Genomic DNA, 24,448 nt, shown 5'->3' with positions numbered 1-24,448 from the left:
TTATTCATTTGACGCCTCCTTTTCGCTATAAATGGACAAAAGAAAAAGCATCCGCTAGAGAGTAGGATAACGAATGCTTGATTCCTTATGGTGAGTGCTAGAAGCTACTAAAGCCATCAAAGCCCCGTTTCTCCTCCACCTGTGCCACGTGGTCCTCTTGGTCCCCGTGGTCCACGTCTACCTCTCGGTCCTTGTGATCCCTGCGCTCCGGTAGCTCCAGCAGGTCCAGTGGCTCCGGTGGGTCCTGTAACTCCAACAGTACTCATTTGCCCTATTTTCGTTACAAAGGCATCGGTAAACCCGCCAAAGATGGATTGGAAAGCTGAGGAGGTAGTAGGAAAATTAGTCGAGACCGTGCGACCCACGATATAAGCGATCCCATCACTATCTAACGCTACAGCCGTCCCCGCGTCGCTATCTCTTCCTCCTAAATAAGACGAAAAGGAAATCCCTTGACCCGAAAAGCTTATCTGCGTCACAATAGCATCCGTTGATCCCGCCAAACTATCTTGGAAAGCATCCGAGGTAATGGGAAAGTCAGTAGATGTCGTTTGTCCTGTTACCCATGCCTCACCAAAAGCGCTGACCGCGATCCCACTACCAAAATCACTATTCCCTCGCCCACCCAGATAAGTAGAGTAGATCAAATTGCTGCCGGTGGGATTTAGCTTGGTCACAAAGGCATCTTGCAACCCTCTTAAGAGGGTTTGGAAAGCGTTGTTTGTAATTGGGAAATCCGTAGAGGTAGTTCGACCAGTTATATATGCATTGTTTCCACCATCTAAATCAATCGAATTACCTTCATCTGATGAAATTCCACCCAAGAAAGTGGAGTAGATTAAGGACGTTCCTGTAGCATTAAAGCGAGTTATAAATGCATCTATCGCTCCACTGAAAAGTGTTTGAAATGCTCCTGCCGTCGTGGGGAAATTGGTCGATAAGGTCCTACCAACTACATAAGCTTCATTACTCACATTCAGGGCAATCCCATTCCCTACATCGAATTGGTCTCCCCCTAAAAATGTTGAGTAGATTAACGAAGTCCCTGTTGGATTCAGCTTTGTAACATAGGCATCTCCAATTCCTACGTCATTCGCCAAGGTTTGAAAAGCACCTGATGTAACAGGAAAATTGGTCGAATCTGTATTCCCAGTCACATACGCATTGGTGTCATTATCCAAAATAATGCCAAAGCTAAAATCCGTATTATTTCCGCCCAAATAAGTAGAATACGTAAGTGAGCTACCCGTAGGATTCAATTTCGTCACAAAGGCATTTTGCATCCCTGCCAGGTTGGTTTGAAAAGCCCCTACTGTAATAGGATAGTTGGTCGAAGATGTATAGCCCGTCACATACGCATTTCCTAATAAATCGACAGCGATGGAGTTTCCTACTTCTTCGTTACTTCCACCGATGTACGTTGAGTAAAGCAACGCGCTACCGGCTTCATTAAATTTGGACACGATAACGTCACTCGTGCCGGCAAGAATCGTCTGAAAAGCACCTGTAGTAATTGGGAAATCAGTGGAGTTTGAATAACCCGTTACATACGCATTGAATGAAGCGTCAACGGCAATCCCTCTTCCCTCGTCGTCTCTACTTCCCCCTAGGAAAGTAGAGTAGAATACAATGGGATCGATAACAAGAACAGCCAATGGATCGTAGAACTCTTGTTCAATGTAAAAACAGAAGGAGCCATCTGAGTCCCTCTGAAATTCTGTCGGTACGACTCTCTTTCCTCCTTCTGACCATTGAAAGCTTACTGGCTTTCCTTCTCGGAGAATGCCATGGGTTGTGTGAACGAATAAGTCTCCCTGTCCATCGATGCTTGTGTCTCCACCTACATATTGTAGACGAATGTTCTCCATACACGCTCCAGGATACACCACAATGTCATACTTTAACTGCTCCTCATTTCCTGAGAAAATAAGGTCAACCCCATTCCAAACCCCTTGATAAATAACCTGATCATCATCAATCAATTTCATCGATACACTAGGAAGAGCCTCTACAAACCGCAAAACAAGATGGGACACCTCTTCTCCCTTTGTAAAGTGAAATTCCACGCGATCAGAGTAAAAGTAAAATTGGCACCCCTCTCTATCCGCACGATAATGATCTTCCTTCTTCCCTTCACAGGGCACGAAGACAAGCGACTTCAGAAGGTTTTTATTCAATTCACACTTCCTCCTCCGTTTTTCGAACAAATGGGTATCCTTCTAGTCACCCTATTCCGTTATTTATTAAGAGGTGCGGGCAAATGCCACTTTACTGTCAAACGACAAAAAAGCATCCACATAGGGGATGCCTTCTTTTACTGGTTATAATCGCTACAAGAGGACTTAAAACTCCTAGGCGGCAACTTTTTATCCATGGGAGATAGAACATAAGTAGTATCCATCTCTCCATTCTACGTATTTCTGGATCTATTTCTCCATCTTACGTAATAATTGAGACTCTCGAAATGGCCGGGACATCCTTGCTGCATCGATCGATGTCCATAACTTCGTCCCTGCTGTGACACTATCTTCAGAAGTATAGCGAATATAATCATAATTATTTAACTTATTTAGCATTTCCTTCCATTCATGCTCACTTCCAATGTACTCATGAAAGAGTCGATAGATCTTGTTCACAGGGATCGAAAAAGGTTTTCGTTTTTTCAATTCCGGGTCCAATTGCGGATAGACAAGCAATCCCCACAAAATCACCAACATCGCTCTTGACTCAGGTTCCCAGTCAGATTCTAATTTTTCATCAAAATGGTAAGAATGACGTAGAGTTAATAGAGAACTGATTTCGCTTACCGACAGTGGATTCATACCAAGCGACTTCCTTTCTCAAACAATCTATTTTGCATTTGCAAAAAACCAGAGAATGAAGAGTATCTCAAAGATTTTTTCTGATAAATGACTTCTTCTCATGAACACTTTATAGCCTGCTCTCTTCTACATCGAATAGTACGATTTCGATTTTCCTACGATAGAAATATGGAGAGTTCTTAATTAATACCCGTTGTTTCCATATGATCCTCTTTTTATACCCTTTTCCTTTTTCCTATCTATATAAAAGATATTTTTTACTTATATTCTATTTTTCCACTAGAAACCTTCCCTTCTTATCTGCTATAGTAATGAAGTAAAGAGCTACTGAGAACAAGGAGGGATAATATGATCGACACAAAAAAAGGTAGGTATAGTGAGGAAGAAGACAGAGAGATCATTGAAAAATTAAATAAAGGCTGGGAGGAGGGATTAAGTGAGCGAGAGATTTTACAAGAGATCGCTGCATCTTTAAACCGGGGATATACAGGTGTCGTCTCGCATGCTCGCAAACTACGTCTGGAGTATCCAGAGCAGTTTCCTCAATTGCCTTCATTATCCGATCCATCTGGAGAAGGAAGGCAGAATAGTTGGGATGAAGAAGAGGAACAACAAGTGATTACAACAGTTAATCACTTTTCCAAACAAGGACAACCCATTTCCATTGCTATTCGTCAATTGGAAGACCAGCTGAATCGAACACAGGGCGCGATTTATCAACGTGTCTACTACCTTCGCAAAAAATTTCCTGAACGTTTTTATAAAATTCCTGAGCTTCGATCCAAACGAATAGGCCCTTCTACCTATGATGCGAAAGAATCTCTTCCTATCACAAATCATTGGGAGGAAAATCGAGAAGTCGCTGCCTCTTTGGAAGAGTCAGTACAACGTGCGTATCAATCACCCAGTGAAAGACAGAAAATTTCGGATTATGAAGACGAACTACTCCTCAAGGCTTTTACCCACCGTTATGGTAAGCCGACACTGACTGTCGAAAAGGTACTCATCCAACTCATGCACCAATACGGTCACGCTCGCTTCTCTGTTGCCATGTTCACAATTTCAGAAGATAAGGAATTCACAGCAATGGTTGCTCGTCTGCTGGCTGATCGTCTTCATAAGATAGACAGTACATCCCCTTAGGGTTCCAATCACACTTGTTTCAGCTCAAGCTCAAACATCGGAGAAATCAGTGGTTCGACCCATCTGATCGAAAAACCCACTTATAGAAGTGAGGTCTAAGTTCATGCAGGAAGATTAGGCATATCCCTCTATCTACATACTAACCCCTTTAGGCATCCTTGATCTTCTTTTGCTACTAAGAAAGGCACCATCCTTCGGGGACAAAAAACCTGCCACTAACTTCCTGCCTCAACTGTACACTGATGGTTTCCTTATTAATACAAACCTTCGATCAAAGAAATCCAATTGTCTAGAAAGCATTAAAAAGAGCGCAGGCTCTAAATACCTGCGCTCTAGTTTGATTCAGCATCTGTATCGCGAAGACGAACAGGAATACTTGCCAAAAGCACGGTCGTTCGATTCCTCGATTGCGGACGAATTTCAATTTGTCCCACGACGTCATAACCAAAGTCATCACATAAGTCGACCAACTTCTTTTGAAATTCTTTTAGTTTCCGTTCATCAATATCGGATCGTTGATAACTGAGCACCAAGGACAACCGATCGTCCGCCGTTCCAGCTGTGGGTGCTTCTTTCTTTTCTTTCCCGAAAATATTGAGAAGTAGCACGTGCTTCCACCCCGATCCCAGACTTTACGCAATCGAAAAGATTCGTTTTATGCGGTGAATGAGGCCTGGTGCTTCCAATTCCATAAAGGGAACATCTTCCCCATTCATCCTTCGAGCAATGTTTGAAAACGATTTCCCCGCTACCGACTTGGCATCCAATATGACGGGTTCACCTGTATTAGAGGAGCGAATAATCCGCTTGTCCTCTGGAACAATTCCGAGAAGGTTGATAGCCAAATGATTTTGCACACGTTCCACACTTAACATATCTCCATCTCTTATCATTCCTGGCTGAACCCGGTTCACAATGAGATCGATTCCTTTTAAGTCAGCTGACTCCAACAGACCGATAACACGATCGGAGTCACGTACCGAGGGGATTTCTGGATTGACCACGAGAATCGCTCGATCAGCAGGCGCAATCGCATTACGAAATCCTCCTTCAATACCAGCAGGCGAATCAATAAGGATGTATTCAAACTCCTCTCGCAATTCATTCACCACATGCATAATTTCGCTCGACGTAATTTCCTCTTTATACCTCGTCTGGGCCGCTGGTAGCAGTGCCAATTCAGGATACTCTTTATGTCTAACGAGCGATTGACGCAATTGGCTAGTACCCTCTATCACATCGACGAGATCGTACACGATTCGATTCTCTAGGCCGAGCATCAAATCCAGCTTGCGTAAGCCAATATCCGTATCGACCAAGCACACTTTTTTCCCAAGTTGTGCAAGACCGAGACCGACAGATGCAACCGTCGTGGTTTTACCCACACCGCCTTTTCCGCTTGTTATGGTGATTGCCACGGATTCATGCTTCATGATACTTGCCCCTTTCCCTAACCCTATCAGCCATATTCATGAGAGTGGACATCTCTCTTTCGTTGAACACCAATAACAAGACTTGCTCACATTATATCACAGACCTTTCCATCATTTAAGTTTCAATTTTAGAAATCTGTCGACTTATTTGTCATCCCATCTGCCTGAAAACGATCCAATTCGCGTGAAAGTAGATTCCAAACAAATACAGCCGCTGCTGCATCATCCACATAGCCCATCAAAGGGAGAATATCAGGGAGTACATCTGCAGGAAGAATAAAGTAGAGAAGAGCCGCTCCCACTAGTGCCTTTTTCTTCTTGCTGGTTTGAGGATGGCGAAAATAGGCGTACATCACCTTCAATTTGTTTCTTAGCTCCGAAATTCCTCCCCTTTTCTTCATCTTACGATGAAATCCATCGACAATCTGTTCTTCTCCTTTGGTGGTTTCAGCTACCTTCACAAGCGACTTGACCTTCTTTATCACCTGTCTCTTCACTAGCACCCACCTCATTTCATCGAAATTAGAATGAATACGAACAGTGTGGACATTGTTCATCCTGCTCAGAAATCTGTCCTCCACAGTACGGACAAATCAACAGCTCCACCACAGGAGGGGTCACCTTATTCATGCGCACCTCTGCCTGCCCTTCTCCAGAGGAGGAAAGTTCGCTTTCTTTCGCAGAGCGTTGATCCTGATCTGAGCCGGTTTCATGATAAGAAGAAGCAGATGCATGCTCGCCCTCATCTAATGCTTGTTGCTTCTCCTGTAATGGCTCAGAGGGTGTGGATTGCTGTGATGGTGATGTTTGCTGTTGGATGGACACCGGGTCTTGAATCGATTTCCTGTCTTGCGTCACACCCCCTGCTGGAGAGGAATCAGATCCAAGTGAGATCGCCGCGGAGTTAGTAGAGTAGGACAACTCTTCTTTATCATCCAAAACGGGTTGGGAAATGGGGAGGAGTCGTCCACAGGTAGGACACGCATCCAAATCACGCTCTACCCACTCACTACAGCCCGAACACGGAATCTTATTTTGAAGGGAGAGTCGCTCCTGCTCTAATTTTTCTTTTTGTTGATGTAGCATCTCCAAAGATTTTATCGTTTCCGTAACACTCTCTTCTTCTTCTATCGGGGTCTCCTTCCCCCATGCTTGATAAACTGCTATTCCCAATCGATGATGATAACGTTTAATATCATCTTCTATCCCTTTAATCTTCATCGACAGCTTGCTTGTTTCCAACATCCTTTTCGATCGATGGCTCGTAGTTTCTACACTTTTCCCCACTTTATTCTTCAACTCATCAAAGAACCCCATCTGCCTCACTCCTTCAATACTATGCGCACCATTATATGTACCCGTGTTTATGATCGACAATGACTACCTACAAGCAATCCTCTTTCTATCAAGGATAATCCTTTTTCCCCTGCAATGAAAGACCCCTTTGCGAAGAAAACACTCTTGGGTTGTGCCACACGCCATCGGATGAAAGCAGATCGCATGGGAGCTTCAGGCTCTCTTGAAGTGGAGTAGACCGGTAGCGACATCTTCTAACGTCGCCTGATCCAAGGCTGATACACGGCGCATAGTCTCTCAAGGAGAAACCGCTCCCCACCTTCTAACCATTCTTGGGCTGAGCTCTCACCCTTGCCTTCCACGGTCATTCCCCATATATAAAACCATATTTTACTAAATAAAATCGTTCACTCTAGAATAAAAGAATAAGAGCCCCCATTCAGGAGCTCTAACCACTCATTCATTTGTATTCAACCCATGTTACCAGGCATCTGTACGGGGACCAAAACCTCCCATGCCGGGACCGCCAGGTCCTCTCATGCCGGGTCCGGGACCTCCCATTCCTGGACCGCCAGGTCCTCTCATGCCGGGACCAGGACCTCCCATTCCTGGACCGCCAGGTCCTCTCATGCCGGGACCAGGACCTCCCATTCCTGGACCGCCAGGTCCTCTCATGCCAGGTCCGGGACCTCCCATTCCTGGACCGCCAGGTCCTCTCATGCCGGGTCCGGGACCTCCCATTCCTGGACCGCCAGGTCCTCTCATGCCGGGTCCGGGACCTCCCATTCCTGGACCGCCAGGTCCTCTCATGCCGGGGCCTGGAAAGCCTCCCATTCCGGGGCCGCCTGGACCTCTCATACCAGGACCGGGTGCGCCTCCCATTCCGGGGCCACCAGGGCCTCTCATGCCGGGGCCTGGAAAGCCTCCCATTCCGGGGCCACCGGGTCCACTCATATCGGGACCTGGACCTCCCATTCCTGGACCGCCGGGTCCTCTCATACCGGGACCTCCCATTCCTGGACCGCCGGGCCCTCTCATACCGGGACCTCCCATTCCAGGACCACCGGGTCCTCTCATACCGGGACCTCCCATTCCTGGACTGCCAGGACCGGGAAAGCCTCCCATTCCGGGGCCACTGGGACCTCCCATTCCTGGACCACCAGGGCCGCTCATACCGGGGCCAGGAGGTCCGCCTTGGCCAGGACCGCCCATTCCAAATCCACCAGAGCCTTCATATCCAGGACCTGACGGACCGCCAGCACCAGGACTACCAGGTGGCCGACCCGCTCCTTGTGGAACGCGACCCGGTCCGAATATCCCTCCACCTGGACCTCCTCTCGATGCTCCGAGGTGTCTTCGTGCCATATTGGCAATCAATTGCTGAAGCAAAGTGGTCATCCTCTCATCACGCATATTTTTATTCTTCGATTCTCTATAACCTATGCGTGAGGAGCAGAGCTTGCACGGGACATCCATCCTAGATGATGGTTTGTTTTATCAGTCGATTGGGGGTTCGCATAACCTCAAGCAGAGTGAGCATGCTCATGCGTCCTAGCTTCTCTATTCATCCCCTCTTTTCGTAGCCCAAACCGCAACCACCAGGAGCCGAGAACTAAGAAAACTGCTGTCACCAGGAATAGGCCTCTGATCCCAATAATTCCTGACAAAAACCCTCCCGTAATGGGTCCCAACATATTTCCTAATGAAGCCGCGCTGGTATTATAACCAAAGGCCGTACTCTCTTTTCCTTTGGGAGCATACTGACGGATTAATGAGTGCAGAGAAGGCAATAAACCACCTAAACACATTCCCAAGAGAAAACGTGCGATGAGAAGCGTCCATATGGAGCTTACCAAAGCATGAGGAATATGAATCAACGCTGCACCCAACATGGCGAAAAACAAAATCCGCTCTGCACCATGTCGATCTGCTAACTTTCCTAAACGGGGGGAAGTAAGCATATTGGCCAACCCCGCAATCGAAGTCACCAATCCAGCAAAGAAAGCAATGTACCCTCCCGGGGCACCCAATTGATCAACAAAGAGTGGCATCTGTACCATCGGTGACATAATGGAAAACTGAATCATAAAACCAACCGAAAAGAGGAGAAGGAGCGAGCGATGGTGTAGGATCTCTGCCCCCTGTTGAAAAAAGCCAGGCCGCTGTGCATTCGGATCGGGCTTCACCTCTTCTTTGACGAATAACAAGACCACAACAGCGGCCAATCCAACAACCAAGCCGGTGACCAAGAAGATCATACGAAAGCCGATCCACTCTGCTAACAATCCCCCTATAAAAGGACCCATGATAGAGCCTGATACGCCTCCAGCTTGCAACATTCCAAGTGCGTAGCCCGAGTGCTTCGACGGTGTATTGGTAGCAACAAGGGAAATGGATGCCGGAATAAAGCCGGATACCGTTCCGTTTAATAAACGTAAAAATAATAGATGAATGGGAGAGGTTGCTAAACTCATCAAAAGAATAACAACCATCATCCCAAATCCGGAACGTAAAACCATAATCTTTCGTCCGATGCGGTCCGCTAGCGTTCCCCAAATCGGGGCAAAAATAAAGACGGTCAAAAAATTAACACCAAAGATCACACCTGCCCATATTTGTGCTTCTGATGCATCCTCTACCCCCAACTCACGTAAATAGAGAGGGAGAAAAGGAATAATCATTGTCATCGCTCCAAATACCAAGAACTGACAGACCATTAAAATATATAAATTCCGTCGCCATATCGGCAAATGAACCCCTCCCATCACTATTTCGGTTGTCGAAATATTTTTCTATAAAGAAACGCCTGATTTTTCTCAGGCGATCTATCATCAGTATTGTGGTGTATCAAACGAACGATCATATTCTGTCTTTAATTCTTGCCTCTTTGATCGTTCTACCTTTAGTACAAATGGCATTTTTCTAATGTTATCAATCGTTTTTTCTGGTTCATGTCCATCAATATAGAGACAAACATAATTTAATCGTTTAGATATATAGTGAATATTTCCTAGCCGACCAAGCGATCGTGCCGGTTTAACATCTTTTACCCAAATAGCCAATCCCAGTCGCTCTGTTGTTTTCATGCCAGTTGGCTCCTTTTATCGCGACTCATTCTCTCTTCATCTTACCTCATTCTAGGAGTGGGTTCAAGGAAGCAGGACTGTGCTCTAGTAAAGTAGAAGGGGGTCCTATTCGGGCTCTTCGCTTCATTCGCAGATAACTAAAGGAGGAATCCCACTTGTTTGAGCAATCTTTCTCACGCCTTCTTACTTGCATAAAGAAAGACCCCCATTGTCATGATATTCAATGCAAAGCCTATTCAGGCATCCATTTTCTTTACATCCAAGGGGGTCCAGCAAGCGATCAGTCGGACATCCTCGCTCTTCTACATCGCTGTGCCAAACGAGTAACTGCCCATACTGACTTAAATTTCCGTTGTCAGTTTGTACGAAAAAGCCAATCGGCGCTCATCTTTCGTTTTCAATTCCTTGTTCCTCACGAAAAAAGTTTTTGCTGTGGCAATGAGTGTGTCGACTGTGTATTGTACCGCCTCCATCGCAAGTGAACGACATCGCCATTAACATGGCATATGGCGAGCTTTTTACTTCTTCAAACCGACCAGCCACAAACCTTCGCACATTCTTACCCACAGCTTCTCCGCTTCTTGAGAGTGGAAGGATCATTGATTGGCACTTTGATCGCTTCGGAGACCGGCTCTGCTATCAGACGAGACACTTCACTGAGCAATTGATCCAACTTCTCCTCCGCTTCCATATACGCCCCGATCACTGGATGGGAGGAAAGTTTTTTCCGAAAATCTTCCGCTTCCTTTTTAGCTGAACGGTAATCCAGGTGAAAATGTCCAAAGCGCTCTACCTCTTCCACCTTTTCTTTATACCCTTGGAACTGACGAATCAAGGTTTGCGCTTCTTCATCTTCTGCTACTTTTGCTTTAGTTTCACGATAGCGCTTCATCTCATCACAATGTTTCATTTCTCCTACCAATTGCTCGATGGTGAGAAAGATATCGGTCATATCTAATGTTGCCATCGTATTTCCCTCCATCTATTCTTGATCTCTTCATCTATACAAAAATACCCCGCTAATCAACGGGATACCAGCTTCTATTTTCACACTAGCCCATGCTTGGTGCTTTTGCGCTTTCGTTTCATCACTTCTTCAAGCTCTCGCTGAACCCGTTCTGGTGTCCAAGCCTTACTTGTATCAAGTGATTTTAGTTTCTTAAATTTACCTTTGGCATTAATGGGGGCTTCTTTTGATTTCTTATCAATCAAAGGGTTTCACCGCCTGCCGATTAGTTTTTCGTGACATTAATATGCGAGAACCTATCAGTAGTAAGTGTTTCTTCTCCATCATTATATCATAAAGGTAGTTCGAAACGATGCCCTTATTTGTACTTTCCATCCGAAATATGCAAACAAAACAACCCGCAGGCACCTTCATGCTATAGCTATACTCATATGGAAATTGTTCATTCTGAGATATGACATCTTTCTCATAGAGGATACAGTCCACTTCTGGACTTTCCTCTTCTAGTGAAAAGCGGTTTTGAAACAGTGCACCTGCCGAGCCGACCAAGTCGATGGTTCCTTCCCGGCGTTCATAGATGGCTGCCGCTGTGCATTCGTCACTCATTTCTTTATGTAGTCGATCTAATAGCAAATCGGGTTCGATCTCATAGGGATGGTGTATAATCGCCTCGTATAGGCGCAGCTCCCCGCCTAGCTTGGTAGCCAACTCTTCCGCTGCCAGCTGATCCTCCATACTCTCTTGTAGCTCTTCTTCCAATCGCCGATTTTTCCACTTCAGCTCTTCTAATTGTGGTGACACTTCTTTTTCCCACTTCTTTCTTTCTTCAAAATGAGTGGGGAAAAAGATAAATTCAGCAAATTCAGAGTAGAAATAGGAGTCGTAATCTCCTAGCATGCGGATCGCCGATTGCGCAAGAACCACCACAATCAAAAAGGTATAGAACCCTGTGAGGAGGAGATTATCCATAAATAGTACGCGAAACTCGTTAAAGAGAAGGGGAGCAATCAACAGGGAAGTACGAAAGAGAGCCCCATACCGAGAGACCTTTCCCATACGATCTGTCCACATCACCAAAGAGACAAAGAATGCACCTACCCATTTCCATATAAACTCCCCAGTAAAGCGAGGGACTTCTTCCCCCTTTCGTACATGCTCCATTTTGGCTTTCGGTTCCACCTGCATCCAATCCCTCCCTTCTATTTTTTATAAAAAAACAGCTACACCTCTCATGATAAGATTTCGCTTTCTCCGCAGGAAATCCCTGCTATATTCGCTCTTCTTCTTCCGGAAGCATCAATTGCATACGGTTGATCTCATCTACTTTTAGTTTCTTCTGTGCACCTGCAGTCGATTCTCCTTCTAGCACCCATGTCCCTTCCTGTCTCTCCAAGCGGAGCGGTATAAGCTCCTCAGCCCCGCCTTCTCCACTACCTTCCACACGTAAAGGCAAATAAAAACGAAGGGAAGCACGTATCATCGCTTGAAGCGTACTTTCATGATAAGAACGTAATCCTTTTGTCCAGATATCAGGTAATGACCGAACTTCCGGTACAACGTCTTCCCAGCAAGGATACTGTGCAACAACTTCTCCCTCCTCCTGTTGTATCCAGTTTTTGATCTGGATTCCCGCCTCTTCTCCATCTTCGGAAAACCAATCCGGTTGGGAGTATGGGCTTTCGCTTAATTCATACCCTTCTGCTTGCAACATACGGGTAAGGTTTTCTGCTTGTGCGGGATCAACCTCAAATCCACTGGCCCCTACTCGCACTTTTAGGTAAGGCTGAATTTGCGGGTTACTGACTACTTCCTCTGCCATCTGTGGATCCCCTAACTCCAAGACGGTCGCACTTCGTAGACAAATTTTGTTTTGTTGAGACCAATAGAGGAGGGTGTGTCTCACGTTAGAGGGTAAGGGGTTCTGGCTTACCTCTTCCAAAAAACGAGCCATATCCTCACCTGTCAGCCCCATTTGGGTCCCGCGGCACACAGATTCCTTCGTAAGCATATAGGTGAGTACCTGCTCTCCCCCCATATAGTCGGCAAAACGAGCAAGATTCCACCGTTTTCTTGGCGAGAAAAGAAGAGGCAATAGCACCTCGTAATCCGCTGTCACATAGACGGAAGCAACCACCGGTTGCTGCTCAAAGGTAGGTGCGGCATCTATCCAGCGAAAGCAACGTTGCTCTTGCACTTCCCCTCGCTCCACCCAGCCAAATGCCTGAAGTATACTAAGCCACTCTTCCCATACCAGACTCTCCTGTTTAGATAGAGGAATCGTCCCTTCTCCACTTAATTCACGCCACTGCTTGAGACAGTCGGTGACCCACACCCAACCGGAGCGTTGCTTTTCTAACAACCACCAGCATCCCCATGCTCCCTCCGTCAGCTCTATCCATTGAGCTTTCACCAATCGATAGAGAACGGACTCCATCTCTAAGGCACTTAATTGAAGCCATCGCTGCATTCTTAAAGGCTGAAGTTGCAACCGATCCCCTTTCTTCTCTATCAATTGTAGGGCTTCTGCCCACGTCAACATCAGCTGAATTACCGGCACACCTGTTTTCACCAGCATCCGTCCTACCGATCCCAACTCCTCATCACGGAGGTCCAATTCAGCCCCCATCTTTTTTTGTTGCCGAAGAGGGATCTCGCCTGTCCCTGTCAACGTCATCGAATCCCGTTCAATCATGTGTAGAAAGTGAAAAAAGTCTTGACTGACTCCTCCTTTTTCCCCGATAGGATGAACATTCTTCTTTCGTGCCAATTTAGCGGTGGGACGGAGCAATTGTAGCCAAGCTTCTTTCACTTCTTCCGGACAAAAAAACCATTTCTCTCCCCATGGTTTGCGTAAACAATAGAGCAAACCCAGTTGGCGAAGACGGGTAAGCGCCAACAATGTACGCATGGGGACTTCCCTGTGTTTCTGCAGTAGAACCTCTTCACTCATACCAGTTGGGGTATCAAACAAGAAGCGGGTAAAGACGCGCCAATCCACGCTGGACAATCGATCCCTTACCGTTTCTAAATGGCCGGGGTCGGTCAACTTCTTTTCCAGCAGTAGAGGGGATACACCATGCTTATGAGCCACCTGTTGCCGTCCTTCTTCAGAAAAGGAATCTAAACACACCGATAGTGATCTCATCTACTCACTCCTTCCATTCGTTCTCTTTAACTACATCGTATGAATATCCCTGTTGAACAAGAAATAGTTGCCGTTTGAGCGCATGTGCTTGTTCAATCGAATCCCTTGTCACAAGCGAATAAAAATAGGCATGATTTTTCTTCTTTGGACGCAAGATCCTTCCCAGTCGCTGTGCCTCTTCTTGCCTTGAACCATACATGCCTGATACTTGAATGGCGATGCTTGCATCAGGAAGATCAATAGCGAAGTTCGCTACCTTGGAAACAATTAAGATGCGTAAGTCTCCTTCACGAAATTGCTGATAAAGTTGCTCACGCTTCTTTCCTGTTACTTTGCCTGTCAGGAGAGGGGCTTTCAAGCGAGCCGCGATACGTTCCAGCTGAGATAAGTATTGCCCGATCACCAGGATTTTCTCATCCTTATGATGCGAGATGATCTGTTGTACCAGCTCTTCTTTTCTTTCATTTTCTGCCGCAATACGAATTTGCTCACGTTTTGGAGCCATTGCTAGACGCTTGCGACGCTCTGATGTCATGGAAATAAGGATTTCCCGGCAGTGGGCGGTGGCAATCCACCCATCTTCCTCTAATTGTTTCCATGAGAGATCAAACCGCTTGGGACCAATAAGTGAGAAGACTTCCTCCTCACGCTTATCTTCGCGGACCAAGGTAGCCGTTAAACCTAACCGACGGGTGGCTTGTAGTCCCGCTGTCACACGAAAGAGAGGGGCTGGTAAAAGATGCACTTCATCATAAATAATGAGCCCCCAATCGCGCTCTTGAAATAGCTTCATATGGGAAAAAACCTGCTGCGATACATGGCGATGGGTCAAAATATGATACGTGGCTACTGTAATCGGCTTCACTTCTTTGCATTCCCCGCTATATTCACCCACCATCCCATCAGACAGCACTAATTTTTCCTTGCACTCACGGATCCATTGCCGTACCGAGGTGCGATTGGTCGTTAAGATCAGGGTTGCTTTTCCCAAGCGTTCGATCGCCGCTAAGCCGATCACAGTTTTTCCTGCTCCACACGGCAACACCAGTACCCCGTTTCCCCCGTCGATGGCTCCTCCTTGGTAAAACCGTTCCAACGCTTCCTGCTGGTAATCCCGCAGTCGAGTGGTCTCGCGAAAGTGTACAGCAAGTGACTCGCCCCCTCGGTATCCGGCTCGATCTTGAACTGGCCACCCCCATTTCATCAACTCTTGCTTCACTTGTCCCCGGTCTTCTTCTTTCATCTTGTACAGAGCTTTTTGTCTACCTTCTTTTTGAATCAATTTCTGTGCTTTTAATTTTTCGATCAACCTGTCGTTCTTACAAGATAAAAGCACCTCTTCCCCTTTCTTTTCTATCGAAATTTGTCCATAGCGGCCCATTTCTTGTTGAATCCATTCCCTCGTTGGAAGGGGCACCTCTTCGATTTGTCCAAATCTACACAGTGTGGCGAGCACGTCTTCGCACCGAAGACCGTTAGCCGCTGCATTCCAAAGAGATACAGGGGTTATGCGATAAGTGTGCATCCCTTGTGGACTTTTCACCCGCTCAGCGAAGCGTTCTACCTCCTCCCTCACGAGAGTCATTCCGGAATGATCCGATTTGACGAGGATCGTCCCGTCACCACCAATTAGAAGGGGGGGATCATCGATTTGGATGGTCAATTTTCTTCCTCCTCACCTCGGATTATGTTAGAATATTAGAAAAGGATATCTGTGCAACTTTCCTCCACTCACTCACGTCTAGAAGAGTAAGAACGGAATATGGAGGGAACCAATTATGAATCGATTCTTTATGACTTTGGTCATCGCAAGCTTTATGATTATTTTAGCCGGATGTGGCACGGGAAATGCTACCGATGAGCCATCTTCCGAAAATCCAGGCACCCAATCCGAAACGGAATCAGGAGGCGACAATGTTTCCATGGTTTATGAAGAAGTGAAAGCGAAGCAATTACCGGATACCGTAAAGAAGAAAGTTGAAGAAATGAAGACAGAAGGCGGCGGTCAAGCCGTTAAAGAAGAAGAAAAGACTTATCTTGTACTCGGCTTAGGGGAACGCAATACAGGTGGTTACCAAATTGAAGTAACCAAAGTAGAAAAAGAAGCGGACACCATTCATGTTTATGCTGAAGAAATTCCACCTCCAGAAGGAGCAATGGTAACGCAAGCGATTACTTATCCAACCACGGTCGTCTCCATATCTGGCATCGAAAAGGAAGAAACTTCATTCTCCTTTCACATTGAAGAAATAACCGAAGCCAAATAAGAAGGACCCAGAGTAAGAAGCAGCGGGATGATTTCCATTCTCCGCTGCTTCTATTTATGTTCCCTCGTTATTCAAATGAATACGATCTCAGGCTTTTCACGGGCTTCATTGGTTCGATCGGGAGGTTGAGGATCTTCCCGTATCGGTTGGGGTTGTTCAGGCGATGTTGTCTCAGGTTCTACCGGATTGGTAATCTCCGGTTCTCGAATGGGTCCAATTTCCGGGATTCTCATCTTAAACAACGCGTTTTCCCTCCTTCCTCATCTTTTCTTATAGCTTGCCCAAGACAACCCACATCATGACCCAGTTTGAAAGCCCGCCATAATCTGATATCATGGTAGCAGTCGAAGTACTGTTAATAAGCGAGGAGGGAGTAGCCTTGTCAACAGATACCCGCCAAAAAGACATCGCACAAATGCAGATCTTCCTTCAAAAGCGGGATCCCAAACGGTTGCGCCCCTTGCTAGATGAGCTACAACCTTACGATCTCGCACAAATCTTTTTTGAACTCAGCCCTCTTCATCAACGTCATCTTTTAGAACACCTGACACGTGAAGAGATTGGCGATTTATTAGAAGAGCTCGAAGCAGCTGATCAGCAAGCAGTGATTGTCACCCTTGGACCCGAAAAAGCGGCCCAAGTACTTAATCTCATGTCTTCCGACGAAGTGGCTGACCTTCTTGGTGAATTAGAAGAGAGCAGTGTGCAACATCTCCTCACCACCATGGAGGAGGGAGAAGCAGAGAAGGTTCGCGCTTTGCTCGATTATCCTGAAGATACCGCTGGCGGTAAGATGACGACGGAGTACGTCAGTGTATATAATCATTATACAGCCGACGATGTGATCCGATACTTACGGCAAGAGGCACCACAAGCGGAGACGGTCTATTATGTATTTGTCACGGATGCCGATGATCGCTTGGTCGGGGTAGTCTCCCTGCGTGAGTTGCTCATCGCTCAACCAGAGACATTCATTCGTGATATTATGTATGAACGAGTCATTTCTGTTCCCCCAGAGATGGATCAAGAAGAAGTGGCAAAATTATTGGAGCGGTACGATTTTCTGGCTATCCCTGTAACTGATGAAGAAGAGCGGTTATTAGGTATCATAACGGTAGACGATATAATTGATGTGTTGATCGAAGAAGCACAGGAGGACATCTCCAAGCTGTCCGCTGGCTACTCTGAAAAAGAAGTCATCACCAATCCACTATCCTCTGCACGCTACCGTGTCCCTTGGCTCTTACTTCTATTGTTCATCGGAGTCTTCACCGCCAACCTGCTCGGTCTATTCGAAACGACCATTCAACGTGTGGCTGCCCTTACTTTCTTTATGCCGATGATCGCAGGGATGACAGGAAATACAGGAACCCAATCGTTGGCATTGGTCATTAGGGGACTATCTACCGGGCAACTGACACGCGATAAATATCTACGCGTCTTAGGACAAGAGGGACTGGTCGGCATGATTATCGGTACGATCTGTAGTGCGGTCATCGTCGGCGTCGTTACCTTAATGGAAGGAAACGTCTATTTAGGGCTGGTCATTGGTGCCGCCTTATGGTGTACTCTTCTTATCGGTACCTTTGTAGGAGCGCTCATTCCTCTTGTACTCAACATCGCCGATATTGATCCAGCGGTTGCATCTGGACCACTGATTACAACGATTAATGACGTCTTCTCTCTCATTATCTATTTTGGTTTAGCAACGCTCTTTATTCAGTTGCTATGAGTAAAAGATAGGAACAGAAGAATAGAAACCATTTGTCCCGTCAATACGTTTAACTGGTAGGGAAATAAATCGTCTGCATTTTCTTGAGGAGGTTAATGACTGTTGGATGACCCCAGTTTATTTGGAATCGTATTCAACCTAATACTTGTTGTCTTTCTCGTCTTATTAAATGGCTTTTTCGTTGCTTCTGAGTTTGCGTTAGTAAAAGTTCGCACGACACGTTTAGCCAAATTGACAGAAGAAGGCAACATGCGCGCCAAAATGGCGCAAAAACTTGTAGCCAATTTGGATGCCTATTTATCTGCTACTCAATTAGGTATTACATTGGCTTCGCTTGGTCTGGGCTGGATTGGTGAGCCTTTTCTATCCCACTACATCATTGAGCCGTTGCTTGAGCCCTTCGGTTTACCTGCATGGCTCTTACAAACCATTTCGTTTGGAATCGCCTTCACCATCATCACCTTCCTACATATCGTCCTAGGTGAGATGGCACCAAAGTCGCTAGCCATTCGGCGAGCGGAGGGGACAACCTTATGGATTTCAGCACCCCTGAATGTTTTCTATAAGACCTTTTATCCCTTCATCTGGTTTCTCAATGGATCGGCCAATCAAATTCTAAAGTGGTTGGGCATTGGCCTGGCAAGTGATCATCAGACGGCCCATACCGAAGATGAAATTCGAATGTTGATGGCTCAGAGTCACAAAAGTGGCATGATCGACCAAACCGAACTTTCGCTGTTTGACAACATCTTTGAGTTCGCTGATCGTGTCGCACGTGAAATCATGGTGCCACGTGTCAATATGATCTGCCTCTATGCCGAAGATCCACTGGAGCAAAACCTAGAAGTGATCAAACAAGCAGGGGTCACCCGAATTCCTTTGTGTCGTGAAGACAAGGATGACATCATTGGCATCGTTCATATTCGTGATGTGTATGAACAATTGCTCGATGGCAAAGAGCCCCAGTTAGCATCTCTGGCTCGCCTCACCCTGCTGGTTCCGGAAACCATGGAGATCAAGGATGTCTTACGCACATTGCAAAAAAATCGGGCAGGAATGGCCATTGTCGTTGACGAGTATGGTGGAACGGCTGGTCTTGTGACCACCGAAGATATCATTGAGGAGATCGTCGGTGAGATTCAAGATGAATTTGACAACGAACGTCCCTTCTATTTGAAAAATGGAGAAGAAACCTCAATTGATGCCCGTCTCCTCATTGAGGAGGTAAATGATTACTTTGACATCGATATTGATGACGAGGATAATGATACGATTGGCGGTTGGGTCTTCTCACAGTTACAGAAGGTACCAGAGGTTGATGATTTCGTTCGTTATCTCGACTGGAAATTCATCGTTAAAGAAGCAGATCACCGTAGTGTGACCCGCTTGTCTGTAACCAAAAGTCCCCCAACAGATGAAGAAGGATTGGTTGATGTAGATGTTATGGAAGAGCCAACCACTTCATCATAGAAAACGCGCATGGTTGGTGCCACACGCCTCGGATGAAAGCAGTCAACATGGGAGCATCAAGTCTCTCGTAGCATAGAAAAAACCCCCTCTCATCTGATTGATGAGAGGGGGTTTTCTTTAGCGCCGCCGCGTCATGGCTCGTTTCATCGCTTCGTAAATGTGAGTGTTTTCGTATACACCTTGAAAGTATTTGGCACCTGGTCCGATAGCGGTAAGAGGAATATTGGTGGCGGTGTGCCCTTTGGTCGTCCAATCAATGATAAACTCTTCGGAGGTTCCGGCAATCACAAAGGGGCCATCCTCTTGTGAGATACCATCTCCTGATTCATCATTGTCCTTCACTTTTTCGACAGTAAGCCCACCCGTTTCATGGTCAGCCGCAACAATGACCAATGTATCCCGATGTTTTTTTGCATAATCTTTCGCAACCGCTACCGCATCATCTAATGCTTTCCCAGCTTCCAACATCTTTTCGGCGTTGTTGACATGACTGAGCTCATCGGTCCCTTCCTCTTCCACTACCAAGAAAAAGCCTTTTCGGTTCTTCGATAGGGTTTCGATGGCTTTCTCGGTCATCTTGGGTAACGTGACAGCGGGATCGTAGTCCCCTTCTCCCTCTACTCCCTTGACGATCATGCCTTCATTAGCAAACAAACCCAAAAGTTTTTTGCCATTTGCCGCTTCTAACTCTGCTTCATTGGTCACATATTGATACCCTTGCTCTTTGGCTTTCTCTACTAAATTTCCATACTCTCCTTGGCTTTTGCTTTCTTCCGTATCCGGATAAGCCCCTTCAGTTCCCTCAGGATAAAAGAAGTTTTCTCCTCCACCCAAGATCACATCAGGACGGCTCTCTTCTATGATCTGCCGGGCAATTTCATTTTCATCCTTGCGGCTTTCTACATGAGCAACAAAAGCAGCTGGAGTGGCATCTGTCACTCTCGTGGTTGTGACAATACCGGTTTTTTTCCCTTTCCTTTTAGCAAGTTCCAAAATGCTCTCGGAGGGATCTCCGTTTGCATCTACGCCGATACTCTGGTTGTTCGTTTTATGGCCAATGGCCATGGCAGTAGCGGCTGCACCTGAATCCGTCACGAAGTCACTAGCCGAACGTGTCCGTACCGATCCTGTGATCGGCATGTCCATCGCTAGCTCCCCTTCCAATCCCACATCATGTAAGCGGATCGCGTCGCGATGAGCTTGTCCCATCCCGTCTCCCACAAAGAGAATAATATTTTTGGCTTTTCCTTGCAGGCGGTGGTGATCTGGTTTTTGATAGGCAGAAGCAGGAACAAAGGAGGTAGCAAGTAAGGATAAGGATAGAAGTCCCGTAACGACCATCGTACGTTTTTTCATATTTACACCCCACGTCATGTTATTTCTCATCAGCAGATGATTAACCCATCACGTATACTATCATTCCAATATATTCGATCGGTGAACTTTCTATTAATTATTACTTAATCTTATTTAATGTGGTTGATTACGTAGGTGCAGGGTCTACAGAATCAAGATTCTGTAGACCCTGCACCTGAAAAGCAAAGCTTACTTAACTTACAATGTTCACATCGGCTACATCTACACGATTCTTAGCTAAACGACAAGCCTTGCCATCATGATAGGGATAAACAACGACAACCCATTCGGAACCCCTCCAACTCCCAGCTTGATGAATAAAAATCGTCGTCGGTCGCTGAACAAGGCCCGCCACGGTCGCATTCACTACTTGCCCTACATAATCACTCGGTTTTTGATTGGTATAGGCACCGTTCCCGTAAGGATAATAGGGATATGGATAGTAAGGATACATCATTCTCTCCTCCTTTTTAAGTCAGGTACATTACCTACATATTCTGCTCACGGCTTATATGTATAGACAACTGCCTTAACTTCTCTAAAATAGGTCCCTTCGCAATAGCCAACTCTCTTTAATCTTTTTGCTCGATGCTCCTTCTTAAGTAGGAGGGAGGAGGGCTTCACCTTCCTCCACGACTTACCTGTAGCCACTTCTGACAGATTCACTCATACTTGGACCAATCCTACCCCAGTCAATCGACTGTCTCTTCTGAAATTTAATCGTTGAGCACGTTTGTGCAGATACATTCGTAGTTTTTTATCATCGGCTTGTGGATGGGCGTGCTTCAATAAGGCAGCTACACCCGTCACATGTGGTGCTGCCATCGAGGTGCCGCTCATTTTCGCATAGCGGCCGTTTAAATATGTGCTTAATATCTGAACGCCGGGTGCTGCTATATTTACCATCGGACCGGTAGCAGAAAAGGGGGCACGGCGGTTTTCTCGATCCAACGCGGCTACCGCCTCTACACTTGGAAGACGAGCTGGAGATTCTACACAGTCTCCTTTTCCTCTTGAGTTTCCTCGATTACCGCTAGCAGCTACCACTAAAATCCCTTTTTTCTCCGCTAACTCAATCACATCTACTAGTTCAGGCGGACTGGAGATTTCTCCTGTAATACTAATGTTTAAAATATGCATATGGTTATCAATTCCCCATTTGATCCCATGAATCATGGTACGCATGGTCCCCAGTCCATACTTATCTAATACTTTAATCGCATATAGAGAAACTTGCGGAGCAATCCCTATAATTCCTGTCTTGCTATTACGTGCCCCTATGATGCCAGCTACATGCGTACCATGTCCGTTTTCATCTTGTGGAGGCTTCTCAGATTGGATAAGATTTACTCCCCCCTTTATATTCGTCGTTAAATCAGGGTGAGTAAAATCAATTCCTGTGTCGATAATGCCTACACGCACTCCTGTCCCAAGATTAGGAAATCGACCCCTTTCATCAGCACCGAGCACACGCTTGACATTCCAAGTGATTTTTTGTGTTCCCTTTAGATGACACAGTTTTCGTTGCGTCAAAATACTTCTATCCATCGTTTCACCTCCTCACTAGCTAGATTATGAGAGAAAGGAGGTGGTTGACTGGACACTTAGGAAAAGGGGCGCACCAGCGACTTATTCCCTCTTTTAACGATCGAGTTCTTAGCTCTCATCCCGATTCGTGATGCGTCCAAGCATACTCTATGAATGCTGCATAAGATATTACTAGAATACAACCAAGGGGGTGATTGAAATCGCCCGAATTGTTATCGATCCTGGCCATGGTGGTGCAGATCCAGGTGCAACCAATGGATCTTATCAAGAGAAAAATTTCACCCTTGCGATTGGCCTCAAGGTACGTGACTATTTGCTTAGCCACTATGATGTAGAAATTTATATGACACGAACGACCGATGCCACCGTCAGCTTATCAACCCGTACCAGTATGGCAAATGCCATTAATGCCGATTATTATTGTTCCATTCATATCAATGCCGGTGGTGGAACAGGATTTGAAAGCTTTATTTTTAATGGATCAGTCTCGCAAGAAACCGTTAATTCGCGCAATACGATTCATAACCGTATTATTCAAGATCTATCATCCAAATATAACATTCGTGATCGTGGGAAAAAGCGTGCCAACTTTCATGTTTTACGCGAAACCAACATGCCCTCTTCTTTGTTAGAAAATTTATTTATCGATACGAGCCAAGATCTAGCTCTCCTTTTAAATCCTACTTTCATCAATGATCTATCTGTCTCAATCGCAGAAGGGATTGCGGCCGCTTATAGCCTTCCTCCTGTCAACTTCGACTTGTATAAGGTAATTGCTGGCTCCTTCACCATGCAAAGTAATGCAGAGAGTCGTGTAAGTTTTCTTGAATCCAATGGAATATCCGCCTTCATTCTGCCCACAACCATCAATGGAACCCTTTATTATCGCGTGCAGGCAGGTGCCTTCGCCGAGCGAGACAATGCTGAGGCACAACTTGCTCGCATCAAAAACATTGGTATTACAGATGCCTTCATCGTACTCGATTAATCCGTGGTTCTCAGATGAACAAATAAAAATCCTGCCCATGAGCAGGATTTTTCATCATATTCTCCTTATTGCACAGAGGGTTCCTTGTGAGGAAGAAGACAAGCAGACTGTGCAAACAACTCCGCCAGTACATCATAACCCAGTTGGTTCGGGTGAACATCATCAGCAAAATACTCCTGCCGATGGAAAAAAGAATCGAAAGGATCCACTAGGACCCCTTGATATTTTTTGCAAATCCCCTTCATCGCTTGATTCATCTTCCGCAACAAATACGCTGCCAACGGAAGGGATATCTGATAAGCAGGACGAGGCACATAATACCCAAGTAAATAAATAGTAGCTCCTGGATTTGATCTGCGGAGAGTGGACAATGTATCATTTACTCTTTCCTGCACCGCATTCATGGTGCGATAAATTTTGGGCATCGTCAACCCGCTCCGATAAAGATCAATAAAGTCGCCTCCGCCAATCGTGATGGAAATATGAGAAGCCAAGGGGGCGACCCGCTTTATGGCAGGTGTTTCTAGCAGGTGGAGCAATTCATCAGAAGTAAGGCCTGATACCCCCCAATTTCGCATCATACATTGTTCGGAGCAACTCAAATGCTTGAAAAATTGCTGTGGAAAGTTGCCATCTATTCGCTCCGCTCCGACTCCTTCAGTCAATGAATCGCCCAGAGCAAGGTACATCACCCGGTTCATCTTTTCCTTACTCCCTCCTTCCTTCCAATCGCTGTTCCTCAGTGTCTCCTTCAGGCCCACTACACTTAGCTTGTAACCCTGTTCCCGCTTTTATTCCAATCACTTAGCCAAGTTTCACATTCCGCCCGCAAAACAGCATTAAAATATCGCTTCGTATAAAGGAAGCCTCGAAACTTCGCATCCACTTCTCGCACATCATTTAATTGACTAATCCGCAGGATCTCTCCTCCCGTTCTACGCAGGGCACGTCTTCCTTGAATAAGCTCTTTTGTCGCTTCTCTCTCCGCCTCCCTGAGCCACTCTTTGAAGACACGCCTCATTTTAAAGGAAGATTGGTCCATCCATTGTTGATCATGTTGCAGGGATCGCGTCAATACCTCCATCACCACCACTCGTTTTACTTCTCGTTCAAACTGATCGTATTCTGCCGGATATAGAAGCAATGAACGTTCACCTCATTCTCATCGGCCTTTCTATCCATTATATACGAACGT

26 protein-coding genes are annotated in these 24,448 nt (G+C 46.0%); 6 read left to right on the top strand and 20 right to left on the bottom strand.

From position 1 onward, the window contains the following. Positions 1-116: 116 nt before the first annotated feature. Together AC6RGY_RS01025 and AC6RGY_RS01020 are read right to left on the bottom strand one after the other, a co-directional pair. A complete protein-coding gene (locus tag AC6RGY_RS01025; protein ID WP_499858980.1) occupies positions 117-2,177 on the bottom strand; it encodes an SBBP repeat-containing protein in 2,061 nt (686 codons plus the stop codon). A gap of 249 nt (positions 2,178-2,426) precedes the next feature. Then, positions 2,427-2,822, bottom strand: coding sequence for a hypothetical protein (locus AC6RGY_RS01020; protein ID WP_499858979.1), 396 nt, complete (start codon positions 2,820-2,822; stop codon positions 2,427-2,429). 348 nt (positions 2,823-3,170) lie between these two features. Here AC6RGY_RS01020 and AC6RGY_RS01015 point away from each other — a divergent pair, with 348 nt between their 5' ends. Further along, on the top strand, positions 3,171-3,965 hold the full coding sequence (locus AC6RGY_RS01015) for a hypothetical protein (RefSeq protein ID WP_499858977.1): 795 nt from the start codon (positions 3,171-3,173) through the stop codon (positions 3,963-3,965). Positions 3,966-4,297: 332 nt separating this feature from the next. On the opposite strand, the gene AC6RGY_RS01010 is transcribed toward AC6RGY_RS01015, so the two are convergent. From AC6RGY_RS01010 to AC6RGY_RS00980, 7 genes are all read right to left on the bottom strand, one after another. Continuing rightward, a complete protein-coding gene (locus tag AC6RGY_RS01010; RefSeq protein WP_499858975.1) occupies positions 4,298-4,573 on the bottom strand; it encodes a cell division topological specificity factor MinE in 276 nt (91 codons plus the stop codon). A 24-nt stretch (positions 4,574-4,597) separates the two neighbouring features. After that, on the bottom strand, positions 4,598-5,398 hold the full coding sequence (gene minD / locus AC6RGY_RS01005; RefSeq protein WP_499858973.1) for a septum site-determining protein MinD: 801 nt from the start codon (positions 5,396-5,398) through the stop codon (positions 4,598-4,600). A 128-nt stretch (positions 5,399-5,526) separates the two neighbouring features. Beyond that, complete coding sequence (locus AC6RGY_RS01000) at positions 5,527-5,895, bottom strand: YkvA family protein (protein ID WP_499858971.1); 369 nt, start codon at positions 5,893-5,895, stop codon at positions 5,527-5,529. A gap of 25 nt (positions 5,896-5,920) precedes the next feature. Then, positions 5,921-6,715, bottom strand: coding sequence for a hypothetical protein (locus AC6RGY_RS00995; protein WP_499858969.1), 795 nt, complete (start codon positions 6,713-6,715; stop codon positions 5,921-5,923). Between the two features lie 459 nt (positions 6,716-7,174). Beyond that, the gene (locus AC6RGY_RS00990; RefSeq protein ID WP_499858967.1) at positions 7,175-8,083 is read right to left on the bottom strand and encodes a hypothetical protein; all 909 of its coding nucleotides are present in this window, start codon (positions 8,081-8,083) and stop codon (positions 7,175-7,177) included. Positions 8,084-8,217: 134 nt separating this feature from the next. Next, positions 8,218-9,444 (bottom strand): MFS transporter, encoded by a 1,227-nt coding sequence (locus AC6RGY_RS00985; RefSeq protein ID WP_499858965.1) that lies wholly within the window; start codon positions 9,442-9,444, stop codon positions 8,218-8,220. Positions 9,445-9,525: 81 nt separating this feature from the next. Further along, positions 9,526-9,780: a YlbG family protein gene (locus tag AC6RGY_RS00980; RefSeq protein WP_499858964.1), complete on the bottom strand. Its 255-nt coding sequence runs from the start codon at positions 9,778-9,780 to the stop codon at positions 9,526-9,528. 155 nt (positions 9,781-9,935) lie between these two features. Here AC6RGY_RS00980 and AC6RGY_RS00975 point away from each other — a divergent pair, with 155 nt between their 5' ends. Then, positions 9,936-10,262: a hypothetical protein gene (locus tag AC6RGY_RS00975; protein ID WP_499858962.1), complete on the top strand. Its 327-nt coding sequence runs from the start codon at positions 9,936-9,938 to the stop codon at positions 10,260-10,262. Between the two features lie 77 nt (positions 10,263-10,339). Here the strand turns inward: AC6RGY_RS00975 and AC6RGY_RS00970 are convergent, their stop codons facing one another. From AC6RGY_RS00970 to AC6RGY_RS00950, 5 genes are all read right to left on the bottom strand, one after another. After that, positions 10,340-10,747: a YlbF/YmcA family competence regulator gene (locus tag AC6RGY_RS00970; RefSeq protein ID WP_499858960.1), complete on the bottom strand. Its 408-nt coding sequence runs from the start codon at positions 10,745-10,747 to the stop codon at positions 10,340-10,342. Positions 10,748-10,827: 80 nt separating this feature from the next. Further along, positions 10,828-10,992 carry a hypothetical protein gene (locus AC6RGY_RS00965; RefSeq protein ID WP_499858959.1) on the bottom strand — a complete coding sequence of 55 codons (165 nt, stop codon included), beginning with the start codon at positions 10,990-10,992 and terminating at the stop codon, positions 10,828-10,830. Then, positions 10,985-11,932, bottom strand: coding sequence for a hypothetical protein (locus AC6RGY_RS00960; protein ID WP_499858958.1), 948 nt, complete (start codon positions 11,930-11,932; stop codon positions 10,985-10,987). The genes AC6RGY_RS00965 and AC6RGY_RS00960 overlap by 8 nt, the downstream gene beginning before the upstream one ends. A gap of 82 nt (positions 11,933-12,014) precedes the next feature. Beyond that, positions 12,015-13,892, bottom strand: coding sequence for a helicase-associated domain-containing protein (locus AC6RGY_RS00955; protein ID WP_499858957.1), 1,878 nt, complete (start codon positions 13,890-13,892; stop codon positions 12,015-12,017). 4 nt (positions 13,893-13,896) lie between these two features. Continuing rightward, entirely contained in the window at positions 13,897-15,555 is a 1,659-nt protein-coding gene (locus tag AC6RGY_RS00950; protein ID WP_499858956.1) for a DNA repair helicase XPB, read from the bottom strand. 115 nt (positions 15,556-15,670) lie between these two features. Between AC6RGY_RS00950 and AC6RGY_RS00945 the strand changes: the two genes are divergently transcribed. After that, positions 15,671-16,159, top strand: a complete 489-nt coding sequence (locus AC6RGY_RS00945) for a protease complex subunit PrcB family protein (RefSeq protein ID WP_499858954.1) — start codon at positions 15,671-15,673, stop codon at positions 16,157-16,159. Positions 16,160-16,230: 71 nt separating this feature from the next. Here AC6RGY_RS00945 and AC6RGY_RS00940 read toward each other — a convergent pair whose 3' ends face one another. Next, positions 16,231-16,401 carry a hypothetical protein gene (locus AC6RGY_RS00940; RefSeq protein ID WP_499858952.1) on the bottom strand — a complete coding sequence of 57 codons (171 nt, stop codon included), beginning with the start codon at positions 16,399-16,401 and terminating at the stop codon, positions 16,231-16,233. 137 nt (positions 16,402-16,538) lie between these two features. On the opposite strand from AC6RGY_RS00940, the gene mgtE reads away from it, so the two are divergent. Continuing rightward, on the top strand, positions 16,539-17,891 hold the full coding sequence (mgtE, locus tag AC6RGY_RS00935; RefSeq protein WP_499858951.1) for a magnesium transporter: 1,353 nt from the start codon (positions 16,539-16,541) through the stop codon (positions 17,889-17,891). 102 nt (positions 17,892-17,993) lie between these two features. Then, complete coding sequence (locus AC6RGY_RS00930; RefSeq protein ID WP_499858950.1) at positions 17,994-19,361, top strand: hemolysin family protein; 1,368 nt, start codon at positions 17,994-17,996, stop codon at positions 19,359-19,361. A gap of 117 nt (positions 19,362-19,478) precedes the next feature. On the opposite strand, the gene AC6RGY_RS00925 is transcribed toward AC6RGY_RS00930, so the two are convergent. From AC6RGY_RS00925 to AC6RGY_RS00915, 3 genes are all read right to left on the bottom strand, one after another. Further along, positions 19,479-20,717 (bottom strand): alkaline phosphatase, encoded by a 1,239-nt coding sequence (locus AC6RGY_RS00925; RefSeq protein WP_499858949.1) that lies wholly within the window; start codon positions 20,715-20,717, stop codon positions 19,479-19,481. A 193-nt stretch (positions 20,718-20,910) separates the two neighbouring features. Beyond that, positions 20,911-21,171: a hypothetical protein gene (locus AC6RGY_RS00920; protein ID WP_499858948.1), complete on the bottom strand. Its 261-nt coding sequence runs from the start codon at positions 21,169-21,171 to the stop codon at positions 20,911-20,913. Between the two features lie 212 nt (positions 21,172-21,383). Then, a complete protein-coding gene (locus tag AC6RGY_RS00915) occupies positions 21,384-22,265 on the bottom strand; it encodes a S8 family peptidase (protein WP_499858946.1) in 882 nt (293 codons plus the stop codon). A 190-nt stretch (positions 22,266-22,455) separates the two neighbouring features. On the opposite strand from AC6RGY_RS00915, the gene AC6RGY_RS00910 reads away from it, so the two are divergent. Then, positions 22,456-23,253: an N-acetylmuramoyl-L-alanine amidase gene (locus AC6RGY_RS00910; protein ID WP_499858945.1), complete on the top strand. Its 798-nt coding sequence runs from the start codon at positions 22,456-22,458 to the stop codon at positions 23,251-23,253. A gap of 65 nt (positions 23,254-23,318) precedes the next feature. Here the strand turns inward: AC6RGY_RS00910 and AC6RGY_RS00905 are convergent, their stop codons facing one another. Next, a complete protein-coding gene (locus AC6RGY_RS00905; RefSeq protein WP_499858943.1) occupies positions 23,319-23,954 on the bottom strand; it encodes an SGNH/GDSL hydrolase family protein in 636 nt (211 codons plus the stop codon). Between the two features lie 65 nt (positions 23,955-24,019). Then, complete coding sequence (locus AC6RGY_RS00900; protein WP_499858942.1) at positions 24,020-24,397, bottom strand: YhjD family protein; 378 nt, start codon at positions 24,395-24,397, stop codon at positions 24,020-24,022. Positions 24,398-24,448 lie beyond the last annotated feature (51 nt).

It is taken from the genome of Mechercharimyces mesophilus (assembly GCF_059818345.1).
This window is presented reverse-complemented; position numbering and strand designations above follow the sequence as displayed.